Raw genomic sequence first — 17,639 nt, 5'->3', positions numbered from 1 at the left:
CTTGCTCGCGATAGCGATCTGTCAGGCGACCCGATATCCCGGCCGAACAATCTTCATGCTCAACCCGCAGGTCAGAACAAACGGCACGACCATGGCAATGACCATCCCGATCACGAACATCGGAATGAACTGCGGAATGATCGAGATAAAACCGGGCAAGCCACCGACGCCGATTGCCGAGGCCTGGACCTTGTTCAGCGACAGGAAAATGCAGCCCAGGGCCGAACCGATCAGGGCTGCATAAAACGGAAATTTGTAGCGCAGGTTGACCCCGAACATGGCCGGTTCGGTGATGCCGAAGTAAGCGGAAATCGCCGAGGTCGAGGCCATGCTTTTATCCCGCACGTTACGGGTCATGTAGAACACCGCCAGTGCCGCACTGCCCTGGGCCAGGTTGGACATGACGATCATCGGCCAGATGAAGGTGCCGCCCTGGGTGGAGATCAGCTGCAAGTCGACCGCGAGGAACATGTGGTGCATGCCGGTAATCACCAGCGGCGCGTAGAGCAAACCGAAAATCGCCCCGCCGACCATTGGCGCCAGGTCAAACAGCATGACCACGCCTTCGGTGATAAGAATCCCCAGATGCCGGGTCACCGGGCCGATCACTGCCAGCGCCAGTACGCCGGTGACGACAATGGTGGTGATCGGTACGACCAGCAATTGAATCGCGTTCGGCACCCGCGCCCGCAGCCATTTTTCGATGACGCTCATCACGTAGGCCGCCAGCAGGATCGGCAGGATCTGCCCCTGATAGCCAACCTTCTCGATCTGGAACAACCCCAGGATGTCGAAGTACGGCAGGCTCTGCCCATCCAGCCCGGCCACCGCTTTGCCGTAGTTCCAGGCATTGAGCAGATCGGGGTGCACCAGCATCAGGCCAAGCACGATGCCGAGGATTTCGCTGCCGCCAAACCGTTTGGCCGCCGACCAGCCCACCAGCGCCGGCAGGAACACAAACGAGGTGTTGGCCATCAGGTTGATCAGGCTCCAGAGCCCGTCAAGCTTCGGATAGGCGTCCAGCAGGGTCTTGCCCTCGATGAACATGCCCTTGGCGCCAATCAGGTTGTTAATGCCCATCAGCAGGCCGGCAATGATCAACGCCGGGAGGATTGGCATGAAAACGTCGGAAAACACCCGTACCAGACGCTGCATGGCGTTGATCTTGTCGGCGCTTTTTTGTTTAACGTCGGCGATGGTTGAAGCCGCGAGACCGGTTTGCCGGCGCAGTTCTGCGTAGACCTTTTCCACTTCACCGGGACCGATGACCACCTGGAACAGGCCGCCGGTGAAGAACGAGCCTTTGACCAGATCGATCTGGTTCAACGTGGCGCTGTCGACCAGGCTCGGGTCCTTGAGGGCCAGGCGCAGGCGGGTGACGCAGTGCGCGGCCTGCTCGAGGTTGTCGCTGCCACCGAGGCTTTGCAGCAGCTCGCTGGCGATATTCGGATAGTCGTGGCTCATGCTTGTTCTTCCGCTGTAGTTTTTTGTTATTGGCAGCACGCCGAAGCGAAAAGTACTCGTCTGTACGAGTTAAAGCAACAACTCGTACAGACGAGTTTGAATTTGTTTATCCTGAACCCGACCGGCGGCGACACTTCCCACCTCAAAGGTCAAAGAAAACTAACGCCGCATGGACAAACCCCTACCCTGCCCTTAAGGTTCGAAACCTCGAGCACAGCGCGGCACAGAGCCATCCCCATGAGTAAATACAACCAGATCTACAGCGATCTGCTTGCCAGCATCACGACCGAACGTCTGGAACGCGGCGCCCGGTTGCCTTCCGAAACCGAACTGATGGACAGCTACCAGGCCAGTCGCGGCACCGTGCGCAAGGCCATCGAGCAACTGCAGGAGCGCGGTTTCGCCCAGAAAGTCCACGGCAAAGGCACGTTCGTGCTGTCGACCAACCCGATCGAATTTCAGCTGGGTGGCATCGTCAGCTTCCAGGAGACCTACCCGCGCCTGGGCAACGATGTCAGCACCGACGTGGTCGAGTTCAGCCAGATCCCCCTCGAAGGTTCTCTGCTCGAACACATCAAGGCTGAAGAAGGCAGCCTGATCACGCGGATCAAGCGAGTGCGGCGGATCGACGGCAAACGCGTGATCCTCGACATCAACCATTTCGTCAGCGACGTGATTCCCGGCCTGTCCCGAGACATCGCCGAGCACTCGATCTACGCCTTCATCGAGCAGACCTTGCAACTGCAAATCGCCTACGCCCAGCGCACCATCGAAGCGGTGCCCCGGAGCAAGGACGACCAGCAACACCTGGACCTCGACGGCCAGAGCCATGTGATCGTGGTCAGCAACCAGACGTTTTTGCAGGACGGACGGCAGTTCGAATACACCGAGTCGCGGCACACCCTGGACAAGTTTTACTTTTCTGACGTTGCACGGCGCTGAGCCTGACTCAGACCTTCGTCATGCCCTACTTCTTCTATCAGCAACAGACCACCACCAGATACCCAGTAGCTTACAGATGGAACCAATGCCCCTTGAGATAGTGAGCGCCCCCTCAGCAACCTCTCAAGGCGAGCATCATGGACGACACTCAAGACATAACCCTGCCCGACGCTACCGATGCGCAGGCCCTCCAGGCCCTGATCCCTGATCTGGTAACCGATTGCCCCGACATGTACGCCATGGCGTACCAGGTCGCCAAAGACATTCTCATCCAGCACAACATCACGGATATCGAACCCGACAAGGTCTACTGGCATCGGTTTAATGCCGCTCAAAGCAGTTCGAAGACCTTTACCGGCTGGCAGCATGTATTCGAAAAACCCAGGGAGTCGATGACCTTCCCGCAACTGGTCATGCAGCGTTTCAGTGTCCACGACCAGGACAACGGGGACCTGCTGGACGTTGACAGCGGTTTCTACCGTGCCGACGGCAATGCCGGAAACTACGATGAAACCAACGAAATTCGCCTGCATGCCCGGGATGTGTTGAAAACCTTCTGGGATACCAATTTCGCTGACCGTTGCAAAACGGCCATCGCGACGTTCTGGGAAAAGCACAGCGACAACTTCCGTGCGCTGGCCAAGTGCACGTTCATCGCCAAAGCCATTGAAGACTACGAGAAGGGATACCTGACCCGCGAACATTTCACCCTGGTGCTCAGGGCGGCCACCGCAAATGTGAGCAGGCCACTCACCCGGCAAATGCTGCTGGACGAGGCGCCAGCAGGCAGCGGTTTATCAATCCGCAAGTTTTGTATTGATCAGTACGTGTCGACGGACATTTTCAGTATCACCGACGACCGTGACCTGAACATTCTCTACGTTCCGGGTGAGCCCAGAGGTTTTCACTGCTTCACCAGCGTCGAGCAATTGCACGAATGGCTGGCCAATGAAGTCAAGGATGCCGAAGGCCGTGAGCGCATGCTCATGCACTTCAAGCAGCAAGAGCGCGACATTATTCAGGACAAACCCACTTCACTGGGGCACAAGCTCACCAACTTCACCGGTATTGGCCTGATCATTCATGCGTTTGAGGAGACGGAAACCGAAAATATCGGCCTCACCCATGCCTATGACGTATTGCCCGGTGAATATGCAGTCGCGGACCATCATTTGCTCCACTACCGTGGCGAGAAAATTGCCGGTGATGCGTTCACCCATCTGAACCGGTCCACTCATGAGCGCATGCTCAGCGACGCCAATTACCTGCTGCACTCCAACGGCGAGATCAGGAAAAAGCTGTGGATAGGCTATCTCAATGCCTTCAACCACACCTTCGGGCCGATGGCCGCCCTTGCATGGCCGGCAGCGTTTGTCGTCATCGGCGCTGGCATCGCCAATGTCGGGCTTCACATCGACCAGGCCATCAACGGCCACACCCCGGCGGAACGCAAGGCCGCAGTGACTGGCGCCATCCTTGGCAGCGTGGATGTGCTGTTCAACCTGCCTTTCCTGAGGGGGGCGGCAGAACTTGCAGAGGCCTCCGATTTCGCAGAAATCACGGAGACAGAAGAGACCCTTGCGACCGGGCCGGAACCGAAGTCAGAAGCTGAACTGCCCCCACCACCCACTCCGTCTTTCGAGACCGTCATGGCCACGCCTGCCGACGCCGACATTCTCGCCCCTTTTGAAACCAATGAGGTCCTCGACGGCGACTTCCCGGTCAGTGACGAAGGCAAATTCCAGGGCATTTACCAACCCCGGACTGGAGGTAACTACATCGCAGTCGGTGACAGTTTCTACCTGGTGCGCTACAGCAACGAACTGAAAACCTGGGTAATCATTGACCCGGTCAATCCTTACTCCTTTTACCGCAACATACCGGTACGCCTGAATGAAATGGGTGAATGGGTGCCCCTCACGCGTCCCGGCCTGGTGGGCGGGGGCAAGTTTGCCGATCTGTTTGCCGATCTGTTTGCCAGGGCCGAGCCGCCACTCCCGGACTTCGATGCCCCGGCGACGGCATACGATGTTCCGCAGGACATCAAGCCAGCCCTCAAACAGGCGGCCAAGGGTATGGCCCCTAAGGGGGATTTGAAGGACGGCTTTGTCAATCCAAACAATCCGGACATTGAGCTGGGAGCCTTCAAGAGACTGCGCCGAACACTGCACGACGACGCCGTGACCTTCTATTCGCAACCGCCGCTGCGACCCAGACCGACCATTCCATCGTTCATTGCGAATGCGAAGCTCCAGGACATCATCAAGACCCTTTTCAAGCGGTCACAGAGCCTGGTCATCGGTGAAAGCCACGACAGCGTGGGCAGTAAACAGTTTCTGGTCGAGAACATGAGCGTGCTGCGCAAACAAAAGGTCAAAACCCTGTACATGGAGCATCTGCTGACCGATTTCCATCAGACTGACCTGGATGTGTTCAACCGCACTGGAGTGATGTCCGAGGATCTGGAAAGCTACCTCAAGGACCTTGATGCAGGTTTTTCGACTGACCCCAGCGAACAATTCACCTTTGAGCAGGTGGTCAGGACGGCGCAAAAAAACCATATCCGCGTTCAGGCCATCGACTGCCTGGCCAGTTACCGCAGCGCTGGCATTGAGAGGGCAAACATCAATTTTCGGCAAAAAATGATGAATTTCTTCGCCCGCCAAGTCATCGACGCCGACCAAACGGCCAGAGGCGCGCATCGCTGGGTGGCGTTGGTCGGGAACAGCCACGCCAATACCTATGCCGGCGTGGCGGGTGTCAGCGAACTTGAAGGCAGCATCGGGCTGCGTATTGAAAGCGTGGGCCCGGATGAGCTCGGCGGTATCAAGGTCGACCCGGGGGTGGCCGACGAGCCACGCCCGGGACAAGTGGCCGGTTTTGCCAAAAATGACTTGTTGCTGCAAATCCCGACGCCGAAAAGCGTGATCCTGGCGCAAAGGCTGGAGGATGGGCTACCCATGCCGGGCACGTACACCCTCAGCACCAGTACCGGTGAACCCTTTCTGGTTCACCGCAGCAGAACCCTCACCAACAGAGTCATCACCAGTAACGGCATCCTCACCCGTGGCAAACTCGTTCGAACGCCCATCAAGCATGATGCAGATGGGTACTACGTCGAACGGGATTCCTGGCAGATCAATGGTCGACGCTTTCAAAACCCCGACGCCTTGAGTTCAGCGCTGCACAGAATGGGCATGACCCCCGTCCGACTACCAGGCGTCTAAAACGCAAAAAGGCCGTGTGAACAGTGTTCACACGGCCTTTTCAGTTACCTGCGATCAAGCCATCAAGGCTAGCGCGGGATTATTCCCACTCAATGGTCGCTGGCGGCTTGCTCGACACGTCGTAAGTGACGCGGGAGATGCCTTCGATTTCGTTGATGATCCGGCCGGAAACAGTTTCCAGCAGTTCGTATGGCAGGTGAGCCCAACGCGCGGTCATGAAGTCGATGGTTTCAACGGCACGCAGGGCAACGACCCAGGCGTAACGACGGCCATCGCCGACCACGCCAACCGATTTCACCGGCTGGAACACCACGAATGCCTGGCTGACTTTGTGGTACCAGTCGGCCTTGCGCAGTTCTTCGATGAAGATGTGGTCGGCACGACGCAGCAGGTCGGCGTATTCCTTCTTCACTTCACCGAGGATCCGCACACCCAGGCCCGGGCCCGGGAACGGGTGACGGTAGACCATGTCGTACGGCAGGCCGAGTTCGAGGCCCAGACGACGGACTTCGTCCTTGAACAGCTCACGCAGCGGTTCAACCAGCTTGAGGTTCATTTCTTCCGGCAAGCCACCCACGTTGTGGTGCGACTTGATGACGTGAGCCTTGCCGCTTTTGGCGCCAGCCGACTCGATCACGTCCGGGTAGATGGTGCCTTGGGCGAGGTACTTGATGTTGTCCAGTTTGTTGGACTGGGCATCGAAGACGTCAATGAAGGTACGGCCGATGATCTTGCGCTTCTTCTCCGGGTCAGACTCGCCGGCCAGGTTGTTCAGGAACTGATCTTCAGCGTTGGCGCGGATCACTTTGACGCCCATGTTCTCGGCGAACATGGCCATCACTTGCTCACCTTCGTGCAGACGCAGCAGGCCGTTGTCGACAAAGACGCAGGTCAGCTGGTCGCCAATGGCTTTGTGTAGCAGCGCGGCAACCACCGAGGAGTCCACACCGCCGGACAGGCCGAGCAGTACGTTGTCGGTGCCGACCTGGGCGCGAATGTTGGCAATGGCGTCTTCAGCAATCTTCGAAGGCGTCCACAGGGCTTCGCAGCCGCAGATGTCGAGGATAAAGCGCGAGAGGATGCGACCGCCCTGCTTGGTGTGGGTCACTTCCGGGTGGAACTGCACGCCGTAGTAGCCACGAGCATCGTCGAACATGCCGGCGATCGGGCAGCTTGGGGTGCTGGCCAGGATGTGGAATTCCTGAGGCATCTTGGTGACCTTGTCACCGTGGCTCATCCACACGTCGAGGCCGAACAGGCCGTCGGCGTCGATGTGGTCTTCGATGCCGTCGAGCAGGCGGCTCTTGCCGACCACGTCAACACGGGCGTAACCGAACTCACGCAGCTCGGAACCTTCGACCTTGCCACCCAGCTGTTCAGCCATGGTCTGCATGCCGTAGCAGATACCGAAGACCGGTACGCCCAGGTCCCAGACGGCTTGCGGTGCGCGCGGGCTGTCGGCGACGTGTACGGACTCGGGGCCGCCGGCGAGGATGATCCCTTTCGGCGCGAATTCGCGAATCGCTTCGTCGTCCATGTCGAACGGATGCAGTTCGCAGTACACGCCGATTTCACGCACGCGGCGGGCAATCAGCTGGGTGTACTGGGAACCGAAGTCGAGGATCAGGATGCGGTGAGCGTGAATGTCGAGGGCCATGTGGTCAGTCTCGTCTATGCAATTCGGTGAAGAAAATCAGAAACAACTCGGGGCTGAAAACAGCCCCGGTTACTTAACTTTTTGCTGGAAGGCTCAACCTACGCGGTAGTTTGGCGCTTCTTTGGTGATCTGCACGTCGTGAACGTGGGATTCGGCCATGCCGGCACCGGTGATCCGCACGAACTCAGGCTTGGTGCGCATTTCTTCGATGTCGGCGCTGCCGGTGTAACCCATCGAGGAACGCAGGCCGCCCATCAGTTGATGGATGATGGCGCTCAGTGTGCCCTTGTAAGGAACACGCCCTTCGATACCTTCCGGAACCAGTTTCTCGGCGCCTGCCGAGGAGTCCTGGAAGTAGCGGTCGGAGGAGCCTTGAGCCTGGGACATGGCGCCCAGCGAACCCATGCCGCGGTAAGCCTTGTACGAACGACCCTGGAACAGTTCGATCTCGCCCGGTGCTTCTTCAGTACCGGCGAACATCGAGCCCATCATCACGCAGGAAGCACCGGCAACGATGGCCTTGGACAGGTCACCGGAGAAACGGATGCCGCCGTCGGCGATCAACGGAACGCCAGTGCCTTCTAGGGCAGCGGCGACGTTGGCGATGGCGCTGATTTGCGGGACGCCGACACCGGCGACGATACGGGTGGTGCAGATCGAGCCTGGGCCGATACCGACCTTGACTGCATCGGCGCCTGCTTCGGCCAAAGCCTTGGCGGCAGCGCCGGTGGCGATGTTGCCGCCGATGACCTGCACTTCAGGGAAATTCTGTTTGACCCAGCGAACGCGGTCGATCACGCCTTTGGAGTGACCGTGAGCGGTGTCGACCACCACCACGTCAACGCCGGCATTGACCAGGGCAGCTACGCGATCACCGGTGTCTTTACCGGTACCGACTGCAGCACCAACGCGCAGACGACCTTGGTCGTCCTTGCTGGCCAGCGGGTAAGCCTTGGCTTTTTCGATGTCGTTGACGGTCATCATGCCTTTGAGGGCGAATTTTTCGTCGACGATCAGCACGCGTTCAATGCGGTGTTTGTGCAACAGCTCGCGGACGTCGTTCTTGTCGGCGCCTTCCTTGACCGTGACCAGACGCTCTTTAGGCGTCATCACTTGACGGACGGTGGCGTCCAGACGGTTTTCGAAACGTACGTCACGGGAAGTGACGATGCCGACCAGGTCGCCATCGTGCAGGACCGGAACGCCGGAGATGTTGTGCATGCGGGTCAGTTCGAACAGTTCACGAACCGTGGCGTCAGCCTCGATGGTGATCGGGTCCTTGACCACGCCGGCCTCATAACGCTTGACCTTGCGCACTTCGGCAGCTTGCTGCTCGATGGTCATGTTCTTGTGGATAATGCCGATGCCACCTTCCTGAGCCATGGCAATTGCCAGACGGGCTTCAGTAACGGTGTCCATGGCGGCAGAAACCAGAGGAATATTCAGCTCGATGCCACGGGTTAGGCGGGTCTTGAGACTGACTTCGTTAGGAAGCACCTCGGAATAACCAGGCACTAGGAGAATGTCGTCGAATGTCAGAGCTTCTTGGCTGATACGCAGCATCGCGGGGGCTCCCGAGCGGGAAAATGGAAGCGCGCCATTATAGTCAGACACCCCCTCGGGTTCAATGTAAAACTCTGTCTATTATTAGCATTACTGATATACGGGGATTCTCGTCTCCTACAGCTCGACTTTCACCCAACTGACAGGCTGATCGAGCCAATCGGCAAATTCGTCGATAAAGCTCTGCTTGAACCCGGCCTCGGCCCAGTTGTTGAAGATAAAACCCAGGTTGGAAAAGCCGCATTCCTGCAGGAAAAGAAAGCCGTTGATGTCATCTTCATGCCCGCACTCCGGACACGTGAAGTTATCGGTGCGCCCCGGCATCCAGTCTTCCAGGCTGTCGAACAGCGCTTCGCCGACTTCCTTGCGGCACTCGGCGCAGCCCGCCTCTTCAAGGAAACCCTTGGCCGGCGTATAGATGCAGCGTTTGGTGATGATCTCCAGGCCATTGATCGGTTCGCCGAACGGCAACGCTTCAGGATGCAGCACGACAGCGCGGGCGCCGTCGCCGATGGCATGAGCCATGCGGTTGCCAGTGCGGCCACAAGTGGTCAGTTCTTCTTTAATGATGTTCTTGCGCACCAGCCAACGCACGACCGCCCGGGCCCGGGGTTCGTGCACCGGCAGTGTGGAGATTTTCGGGACAATAATGCTTTGCGAATTCATGGGTGCAGACTCTGCAAATACTGAATATTCACCCTTGTAGGAGTGAGCCTGCTCGCGATAGAGGTGTATTAGTCGACAACATTATTGAATGTTAAACCGCTATCGCGAGCAGGCTCACTCCTACAGGGTTTGCGGCCGGCAGCTTAATCCCTGACGAAATCCGGTCAAGCACTCAAATATCGTCCGATCAAGGCGATTCCGCTGGCCAGCACCAACCAGGTCACCAGCCGCACAAACGCCTCGCGGGACAATCTCATGGTCAACCGCCGGCCGATCCACAGCCCCAATGCCATGGCCGGCAATAAACACAGCGCCAATACCAACAAGGGTAGCTCGGCGTACACGCCCGCGACAGCAAACAGGCTCAAGCGCACCACGGTGCTGCAACTGATCAGTGCACTCTGAGTCGCCCGGGCTGCCTCTTTGGGCAGGCGAGTGTTCAAATAGATCGCATATAAAAAGCCGCCACTGCCAAACAATGCCCCGAACATCCCGCCCACCGTACCCATCGGCACGGCCCAAGCGGCGGACAATTGTGTCGGACGGGTTTTGACCCACAGGCTATAAATCGCATAAGCGCTGATAAACAGCCCCATCATCAGCAACAACACATCGGATTTCAGGTTCAACAGAAAAATCACTCCCAGCGTGCAGCCGACCGCCATGCACGGCAGCAGACGCAGCAACTCGGGCTTCGCCACATCCCGCCGCGAAGGCAGCAGATTGCCGAACGCCGCGACGAAATCCAGCAGTACCAACAGCGGCACGATCTTCGACAGCGGCATGAACAGGATCAGAATCGGCCCCGCTACCAATGCGGTGCCGAAGCCGGCGATGCCGAACACGATGTAGGCCAGGGCAATGCCCAACGCGATTACCAGCCAGTCCGTAGCGCCGAATGGCCATTGGTGCAACAACTCAAGCACGTTCATTCCCCGTCTTCCTTGAATACCACTAACGACTTTAACCCCTGTGGGAGCGAGCCTGCTCGCGAATACGGTGTGTCAGCCACATTAATATTGAAAGTTAATCCGCATTCGCGAGCAGGCTCGCTCCCACAGGGGATTTTTGTTGATGCATGGAGATTGGGCGCCGAATGCCTTTAAACTGCGCCCCATGATTAAAGATCCCTTTGCAAGACTCGGCCTGGACCGTGAAGTCCTGACTGTCAGCCAGCTCAACGGCCGCGCGCGGGTGTTGCTCGAAGACGTGTTCAGCAACATTGGGGTCGAAGGCGAAATATCCAACCTCGCCCGTCCGGCGTCCGGCCACGTGTACTTCACCCTCAAGGACAGCGGTGCCCAGGTGCGTTGCGCACTGTTCCGGCAGAACGCGGCGCGAGTGCGTCAGGCATTGAAGGATGGCTTGGCGGTGAAGGTCCGCGGCAAGGTTTCGCTGTTCGAGGGCCGTGGCGACTATCAGTTGATCCTCGATACCGTGGAGCCGGCCGGTGACGGTGCGCTGCGTCTGGCCTTCGATGCGTTGAAGGAAAAACTCAGCGCCGAAGGCCTGTTCAGCGCCGAGCGCAAAGTGCCGCTGCCAGCGCATCCGCAACGTATCGGCATCATCAGCTCGCCCACCGGCGCGGTGATTCGCGACATCATCAGCGTATTCCGCCGCCGTGCGCCGCAGATCCAGCTCACGTTGATCCCCACCGCCGTGCAGGGCCGCGAAGCCACTGCGCAGATTGTCCGCGCATTGAAACTGGCGGACGCCCGCGGTTTCGACGCGTTGATCCTGGCCCGTGGCGGCGGTTCGCTGGAAGACCTCTGGTGCTTCAACGAAGAAGCCGTGGCCCGCGCCGTGGATGCCTGCGTGACGCCGATTGTCAGCGCCGTCGGCCATGAAACCGACGTGTCGATCAGCGACTTCGTGGCCGACGTCCGCGCCCCGACGCCGTCCGCCGCCGCAGAACTACTCGCGCCGGACTCCAGTGACCTGGTCCGTCGGGTCGAAAGCCTGCATCGACGTCTGGTGATGCGCATCCGCGACCGCTTGATGCGTGATCGACTGCGCCTGGAAGGCATGTCTCGCCGCTTGCGCCATCCCGGCGAACGTCTGCGCCAGCAAGCGCAGCGCCTGGACGATCTGGACATGCGCATGCGCCGGGCGTTCGAACGCAGCCTCAATACCCGTCGCGAACGGTTGATCCGCCTGGAAACCCGCCTCGCCGGGCAACATCCGGGACGGCAACTGGCGATGCTCCGTCAGCGCCTAGACAGTCTTGCCGAACGCCTGCCCCGTGCCATGCGCGAAGGGCTAAAATCACGTCGCCTGCAACTGCAAAGCCAGATGCAGACGCTGCATGTGGTCAGCCCTTTGGCGACCCTCGGCCGTGGCTACAGCATTTTGCTGGACGAACGCGGCAACGCGATCCGCAACGCCGCGCAAACCCACAATGGTCAGCGCCTGAAAGCCAGACTTGGCGAAGGCGAACTGCAAGTGCGGGTCGAAGACAATCACCTGACGCCTGTCACCCTTTCTTTACTGGATTGATCCATGCCGCGTTTTTTAGCTCCGCTGCTGTTGCTGTGCCTGACCTTCAACGCCCACGCCGACAGCTACATCACCCGCCTGTTGAACAAACCGGTGCCGGGCGGCGTGGCCGTGGTGGATCTGGGTGCCTCTGCGCAGGCGCCGAAGGCCAGTTATCAAGGCAAACCCGTATTGGTGGTCAAGGAACAGAACAACTGGCTGGCGATTGTCGGCGTGCCGCTGACGGTTAAACCGGGCACGCAGCAGGTCAGCAGTGACGGTCGCAGTCTGAATTTCAACGTGGGTAACAAGAAATACCCGGAACAGCACATCACCCTGAAGAACACGCAGCAGGTCAATCCGAACCCGGAGAATCTCAAGCGCATCGAGGGTGAGTTGGCCGAACAGATCCAGGCTTACCGCAGCTTCAGCCCGAACACCCCGAGCAACCTGTTGCTGGACAAACCGGTCAACGGCCCGCTGTCGAGCAAGTTCGGCGTGCGCCGCTTCTTCAATGGTGAAGAGCGGAATCCTCACGCCGGCCTGGACTTCGCCGTGCCTGCCGGTACGCCGATCAAGACCCCGGCGGCCGGTAAGGTGATTCTGATCGGCAACTACTTTTTCAACGGCAACACGGTGTTTGTCGACCATGGGCAGGGCTTTATCAGCATGTTCTGCCACATGTCGAAAATCGACGTGCAGGTTGGCCAGCAATTGGCCCGTGGTGGAGTGGTCGGGAAAGTGGGTGCCACCGGGCGCGCGACCGGGCCGCATATGCACTGGAACGTCAGCCTGAATGATGCGCGGGTGGATCCGGCCATCTTTATCGGTGCATTTCAGCCTTAGATAGTGGTTGAGGCTGCCGGCCTCATCGCGAGCAGGCTCACTCCCACATTGGATTTGTGTTCGCCATAGATCAACTGTAGGAGTGAGCCTGCTCGCGATGGCGGCATAACAGACGCCATCTATTCAGCTTCCAAGTCCTCAATCCCATGAATTTCCCTATGCGCCAGACACTCCTTGATCCAGGCCTGAGTTTCCTCCGAAAAGCCCGCCAACTCTTCAGCGCTGATCAACTCATGAGTACACAGCCCCAGCAAGTGAGCAGGCGCCTCATTGCGTGAGTGACTGAACACGCCAAACGCCCAATACAGCTCCTGTTGACCGGCCTTCAGCCTTTCTTCACTGGCTTCTATCCGCTCATAAGGTGCAATGCTTTTATCCAGCACCGTGCGCTCGACCTCTTCCATGATCCGGACGCATAGCCGCTCATGGGCCAACGGACGCAGTGCGCTATAAAACTTCCAATCCGACTCGTTCATTGCCGACTCCTGCCTGCCAGTAGTCCTTGGTGAGGCTTTAAGAATAGCCGCGCTGACACGCCCCATCACCGAAAGCCTTCAATTGCGCATCACTCAAACCTCGCGCAAACATAAAAACAATCACCGCCGTTCACCGCAATAAAATCTCGATAACCACGACTTTTCGAGGATTCCTCTCAATTTTTTTCGACCGCTTGCCATCCTTCACCCTCGCGGTTAGGGTTGAAGGCATGAAAACCTCTCACACCCTCATTCAGCTTCGCCAGCACCGCAGCCTGTGCCTTGTCAGTGCACGACTGCCAGGCTGAATCGCGGTGCCTCGTCCTACGCTTTATCCCCAGAACATTTGATCCACCGGCAGGCCGCCTTTTTTCGGCCCACACAATAAGGATTCCCCGATGAGCATGCTCAAAGACCCGTCTTCGAAATACCGCGCGTTCCCGACCATCGACATCCCGGACCGCACCTGGCCGTCGAAGACCATTACCGCCGCGCCGATCTGGTGCAGCTCCGACCTTCGTGATGGTAACCAGTCGTTGATCGAGCCAATGGACGCGGTCAAGAAGCTGCGTTTCTGGAAAACCCTGGTGTCGGTCGGTGTTAAAGAAATCGAAGCGTCGTTCCCGGCGGCTTCGCAAACCGACTTCGACTTCGTGCGTACGCTGATCGAAGGCAACCACATCCCGGACGACACCACCATTCAGGTGCTGACCCAGGGCCGTGAAGATTTGATCGAGCGCACCTTCGAATCCCTGCGCGGGGCGAAGAAAGCCATCGTTCACCTGTACAACGCCACCTCTCCTTCCTTCCGCCGCATTGTCTTCAACCAGGACAAGGAAGGGGTCAAGGCCATCGCCGTGAACGCGGCCAAGCTGTTCGTCAAATATGCCGCCCAGCAGCCAAACACCGAGTGGACCTTCGAGTACTCGCCAGAAACCTTCAGCGCCACCGAGCTCGAGTTCGCCAAAGAAGTCTGCGACGCGGTGATCGAAGTCTGGAACCCGACGCCTGAGCACAAGGTGATTCTCAACCTGCCAGCCACAGTGGAATGCGCGACCCCGAACATCTATGCCGACCAGATCGAATGGTTCGGCCGTCACATCAACCGTCGTGACAGCGTGATCATCAGCCTGCACACCCACAACGACCGTGGCACTGGCGTTGCGGCCACCGAACTGGGCCTGATGGCCGGCGCCGACCGTGTCGAAGGCTGCCTGTTCGGCAACGGCGAACGTACCGGTAACGTCGACCTCGTGACCGTGGCGCTGAACCTCTACACCCAGGGCATTCACCCTGAACTGGACTTCTCCGACATCGACGGCGTGCGCAAAGTCGTCGAAGAATGCAACCAGATCCAGGTGCACCCACGTCACCCGTACGTCGGCGACCTGGTTCACACCGCGTTCTCCGGCTCCCACCAGGACGCCATCCGCAAGGGCTTCGCCCAGCAGAAACCGGACGCCCTGTGGGAAGTACCGTACTTGCCGATCGACCCGGCCGATATCGGCCGCAGCTACGAGGCGGTGATCCGCGTCAACAGCCAGTCGGGCAAGGGCGGTATCGCTTACCTGCTGGAACAGGAATACGGCATCAGCTTGCCGCGCCGCATGCAGATCGAGTTCAGCCAGGTTGTGCAGCGTGAAACCGACCGTCTGGGCCTCGAGATGACGGCTCAGCAGATCCACGCGCTGCTGCACAGCGAGTACTTGCAGGCCAACACTCCGTACGCGCTGGTCAGCCATCGCCTGCAGGAAGAAAACGGTCACAGCGCTGTCGAAGTGGAAGTCTCGGGCAAAGGTCAGGGTGAAACCAACCTGCACTGGCGTGGCAAGGGCAACGGCGCCCTGGAAGCGCTGGTGGCCGGTCTGCCGATTCCGGTTGAAATCATGGACTACAACGAACACGCCATCGGTTCGGGCACCAACGCCAAGGCTGCGGCCTACATTGAACTGCGCGTGAACGGCGAACGTGCGGTGCACGGCGTCGGTATCGATGAAAACATCACCACCGCCAGCTTCAAGGCCCTGTTCAGCGCGCTGAACCGCTCGCTGAGCCAGCCGGAAGCGAAAGCGGCGTAAGCCTTCGCTGAAATGCAAAAGGCCCCTAGGTGCGAACCTCGGGGCCTTTTTGTTTGCCTGATGTTTATGCGTTGTCGGTTATGGCCCCTTCGCGAGCAAGCCCGCTCCCACAGTTGATTGGGGTGTACACATAATCTGTGTTCACATCGATCAACTGTGGGAGCGGGCTTGCTCGCGAAGAGGCCGGTTCAGACCGCCGAGATCTCAGGTGAACTCGAACGTATCGGCATCCAGGTTCGCTGGAAAGCGTGTTCGATAAGCCTGAAGATCCGCAGCGTTCAGAACGACCTGAAACACGCCATCGGCTTCGCCTGCACTGAGCAAGGTCTCTCCTTGAAAATCCAGCACCTGGCTATCACCGGTGTAGGCAAACCCTTTGCCGTCAGTACCAATGCGATTCACCGCCGCCACGTAGCAGAGGTTTTCAATCGCCCGCGCTGGCAGCAAGCGGTTCCAGTGCTGACGCCGTGCCCCCGGCCAGTTGGCGGTGTACAGCAGCAAATCGGTGTCCTGAGCGTCGCGGCTCCAGACCGGGAAGCGCAGGTCGTAGCAAATCAGCGGACGCACTCGCCAGCCCTTGAGTTCGAACTGCACCTGACGTTCGCCGGGGGTGAAGTGGTTGTGTTCGCCGGCCATGCGGAACAGATGGCGCTTGTCGTAGTACCACACCTCCCCGTCCGGCCGCGCCCACAACAGGCGATTGCGATGGCTGCCGTCAGCCGCCTGGACGATCACGCTGCCGGTGATCACCGCATCCAGTTTCGCTGCCTGGACCCGCATCCATTTGCTGGTCGGACCATTTTCCGACTCGGCGAGGGTCTCGGACTCCATCGAGAAACCGGTGGTGAACATCTCTGGCAGGATGATCAGGTCAGCGCCGCGAGCCTGTTCCAGCAACGGCTCGAAATGCTCCAGATTGGCCTGACGATCGTGCCAGGCCAGGGTGGTCTGGATCAGCGCGATGTTCAGATTGGGTAGTGCACTCAGATCACGCATAGTTTTTCCGCTGCTTCACGCAGGGTCTCCTCGCGTTTGGCGAAGCACAGGCGCACCAGGCGCTGGCCTTCGGGCGGAGTCTGGTAGAACACCGAGATCGGAATGCTCGCCACGCCATGTTCGCGGGTCATCCACAACGCCATCTCGACGTCATTGAGGTCCGGGCGGATCTGCGAGTAATCGACCAATTGGAAATACGTGCCGGCCACTCGGGTGAAACTGAAGCGCGACGGCGTCAGCAGATCGCAGAACAGATCGCGCTTGGCCTGATAGAAAGCCGGCAGTTCTTCGACGTGTTCCGGGTGCTCGGCCATGAAGTCGGCCAAGGCGTATTGCAGCGGCGTTACACCGCAGAAACTGACGTATTGGTGAACCTTGCGCAGCTCGGCGGTGAGGGCCGGCGGTGCGACCACGTAGCCGGTTTTCCAGCCAGTGACGTGATAGGTCTTGCCAAAGGAGCTGACCACAAATGCACGCTGATACAGCTCTTGGTGATTCAGCACGCTGACGTGGGGCACGCCATCGAACACCAGGTGTTCGTAGACCTCATCGCTGATGACATAGATGTCGCGATCGCGGATCAACGCCGCCAGCTGATCCAGTTCGGCACGATTGATCAGCGCGCCGCTTGGGTTGTGCGGGGTGTTGAGGATGATCATCCGCGTGCGCGGGGTAATGGCTTCACCTAGCTTCTGGAAGTCGATGGCAAAGTCATTCAGTCCCAACTGCACATGAACGCAGCGACCACCGGCCAGCTCAACCGAAGGTTCATAACTGTCGTAGGCCGGATCGAAGACGATCACTTCGTCACCGCTGTGGATAACCGCCTGAATGGCGCAAAAGATCGCCTGGGTTGCACCGGGCGTGACTGTCACCTCATGGTCGGCATCCACATTGACGCCGTAGCTGCGGGCGATCTTCGCCGCAATCTGCTGACGCAATGCAGGAAGGCCGGTCATCGGCGAATACTGGTTGTGGCCATTGGCGATATGCCGACCGACCGCATCGCACAGGGCCTGCGGCGCATCGAAATCGGGAAAACCCTGAGACAGATTGAGCGCCCCGGTTTGCGCCGCGAGCTGAGACATCTGAGTAAAGATAGTGATGCCGACATTCGGCAGCTTACTGGTGATCATCGGTGATTCCCTGCTCTGCACCCGGCTCTACGGCGGCACGGGAGAGCCCGAGAATAGCCCAAACGACAGGCATGAAAAAGGGCACCATTGGCGCCCTCTTCATTCCACGGGAA

13 protein-coding genes are annotated in these 17,639 nt (G+C 58.9%); 5 read left to right on the top strand and 8 right to left on the bottom strand.

The window, feature by feature from the left end; all coding sequences use genetic code 11:
• Window positions 1-21: 21 nt before the first annotated feature.
• A complete protein-coding gene (treP, locus tag ACYZTZ_RS02310; RefSeq protein ID WP_056743220.1) occupies window positions 22-1,464 on the bottom strand; it encodes a PTS system trehalose-specific EIIBC component in 1,443 nt (480 codons plus the stop codon).
• A 237-nt stretch (window positions 1,465-1,701) separates the two neighbouring features.
• Between treP and treR the strand changes: the two genes are divergently transcribed.
• Together treR and ACYZTZ_RS02300 are read left to right on the top strand one after the other, a co-directional pair.
• A complete protein-coding gene (gene treR, locus ACYZTZ_RS02305) occupies window positions 1,702-2,406 on the top strand; it encodes a trehalose operon repressor (RefSeq protein WP_461997090.1) in 705 nt (234 codons plus the stop codon).
• Between the two features lie 137 nt (window positions 2,407-2,543).
• Window positions 2,544-5,633: a membrane-targeted effector domain-containing toxin gene (locus ACYZTZ_RS02300; RefSeq protein WP_461997089.1), complete on the top strand. Its 3,090-nt coding sequence runs from the start codon at window positions 2,544-2,546 to the stop codon at window positions 5,631-5,633.
• A 79-nt stretch (window positions 5,634-5,712) separates the two neighbouring features.
• Here ACYZTZ_RS02300 and guaA read toward each other — a convergent pair whose 3' ends face one another.
• The 4 genes from guaA to ACYZTZ_RS02280 form a co-directional block, all read right to left on the bottom strand.
• Complete coding sequence (guaA, locus tag ACYZTZ_RS02295; RefSeq protein ID WP_046046047.1) at window positions 5,713-7,290, bottom strand: glutamine-hydrolyzing GMP synthase; 1,578 nt, start codon at window positions 7,288-7,290, stop codon at window positions 5,713-5,715.
• A gap of 93 nt (window positions 7,291-7,383) precedes the next feature.
• Window positions 7,384-8,853, bottom strand: a complete 1,470-nt coding sequence (guaB, locus tag ACYZTZ_RS02290; protein WP_056743214.1) for an IMP dehydrogenase — start codon at window positions 8,851-8,853, stop codon at window positions 7,384-7,386.
• A gap of 117 nt (window positions 8,854-8,970) precedes the next feature.
• Window positions 8,971-9,519: a hypothetical protein gene (locus ACYZTZ_RS02285; RefSeq protein WP_056743212.1), complete on the bottom strand. Its 549-nt coding sequence runs from the start codon at window positions 9,517-9,519 to the stop codon at window positions 8,971-8,973.
• 164 nt (window positions 9,520-9,683) lie between these two features.
• Window positions 9,684-10,451, bottom strand: a complete 768-nt coding sequence (locus ACYZTZ_RS02280) for a sulfite exporter TauE/SafE family protein (protein ID WP_461997088.1) — start codon at window positions 10,449-10,451, stop codon at window positions 9,684-9,686.
• Window positions 10,452-10,635: 184 nt separating this feature from the next.
• On the opposite strand from ACYZTZ_RS02280, the gene xseA reads away from it, so the two are divergent.
• Both xseA and ACYZTZ_RS02270 read left to right on the top strand, forming a co-directional pair.
• Window positions 10,636-12,015, top strand: coding sequence for an exodeoxyribonuclease VII large subunit (xseA, locus tag ACYZTZ_RS02275; RefSeq protein WP_461997087.1), 1,380 nt, complete (start codon window positions 10,636-10,638; stop codon window positions 12,013-12,015).
• 3 nt (window positions 12,016-12,018) lie between these two features.
• Window positions 12,019-12,840 carry a peptidoglycan DD-metalloendopeptidase family protein gene (locus ACYZTZ_RS02270; protein WP_461997086.1) on the top strand — a complete coding sequence of 274 codons (822 nt, stop codon included), beginning with the start codon at window positions 12,019-12,021 and terminating at the stop codon, window positions 12,838-12,840.
• Window positions 12,841-12,959: 119 nt separating this feature from the next.
• Here ACYZTZ_RS02270 and ACYZTZ_RS02265 read toward each other — a convergent pair whose 3' ends face one another.
• Window positions 12,960-13,316 (bottom strand): hypothetical protein, encoded by a 357-nt coding sequence (locus ACYZTZ_RS02265; RefSeq protein ID WP_461997085.1) that lies wholly within the window; start codon window positions 13,314-13,316, stop codon window positions 12,960-12,962.
• Window positions 13,317-13,714: 398 nt separating this feature from the next.
• Here ACYZTZ_RS02265 and leuA point away from each other — a divergent pair, with 398 nt between their 5' ends.
• Window positions 13,715-15,394 carry a 2-isopropylmalate synthase gene (leuA, locus tag ACYZTZ_RS02260; RefSeq protein ID WP_008147766.1) on the top strand — a complete coding sequence of 560 codons (1,680 nt, stop codon included), beginning with the start codon at window positions 13,715-13,717 and terminating at the stop codon, window positions 15,392-15,394.
• Between the two features lie 204 nt (window positions 15,395-15,598).
• On the opposite strand, the gene ACYZTZ_RS02255 is transcribed toward leuA, so the two are convergent.
• Window positions 15,599-16,390 carry an amidohydrolase gene (locus ACYZTZ_RS02255; RefSeq protein WP_461997084.1) on the bottom strand — a complete coding sequence of 264 codons (792 nt, stop codon included), beginning with the start codon at window positions 16,388-16,390 and terminating at the stop codon, window positions 15,599-15,601.
• Window positions 16,378-17,526, bottom strand: coding sequence for a pyridoxal phosphate-dependent aminotransferase (locus ACYZTZ_RS02250; RefSeq protein WP_461997083.1), 1,149 nt, complete (start codon window positions 17,524-17,526; stop codon window positions 16,378-16,380). The genes ACYZTZ_RS02255 and ACYZTZ_RS02250 overlap by 13 nt, the downstream gene beginning before the upstream one ends.
• Window positions 17,527-17,639 lie beyond the last annotated feature (113 nt).

It is taken from the genome of Pseudomonas sp. LB3P58 (assembly GCF_054897895.1).
The sequence above is the reverse complement of the archived record's forward strand: the minus strand, read 5'-3'. Positions and strand labels throughout refer to the sequence as shown.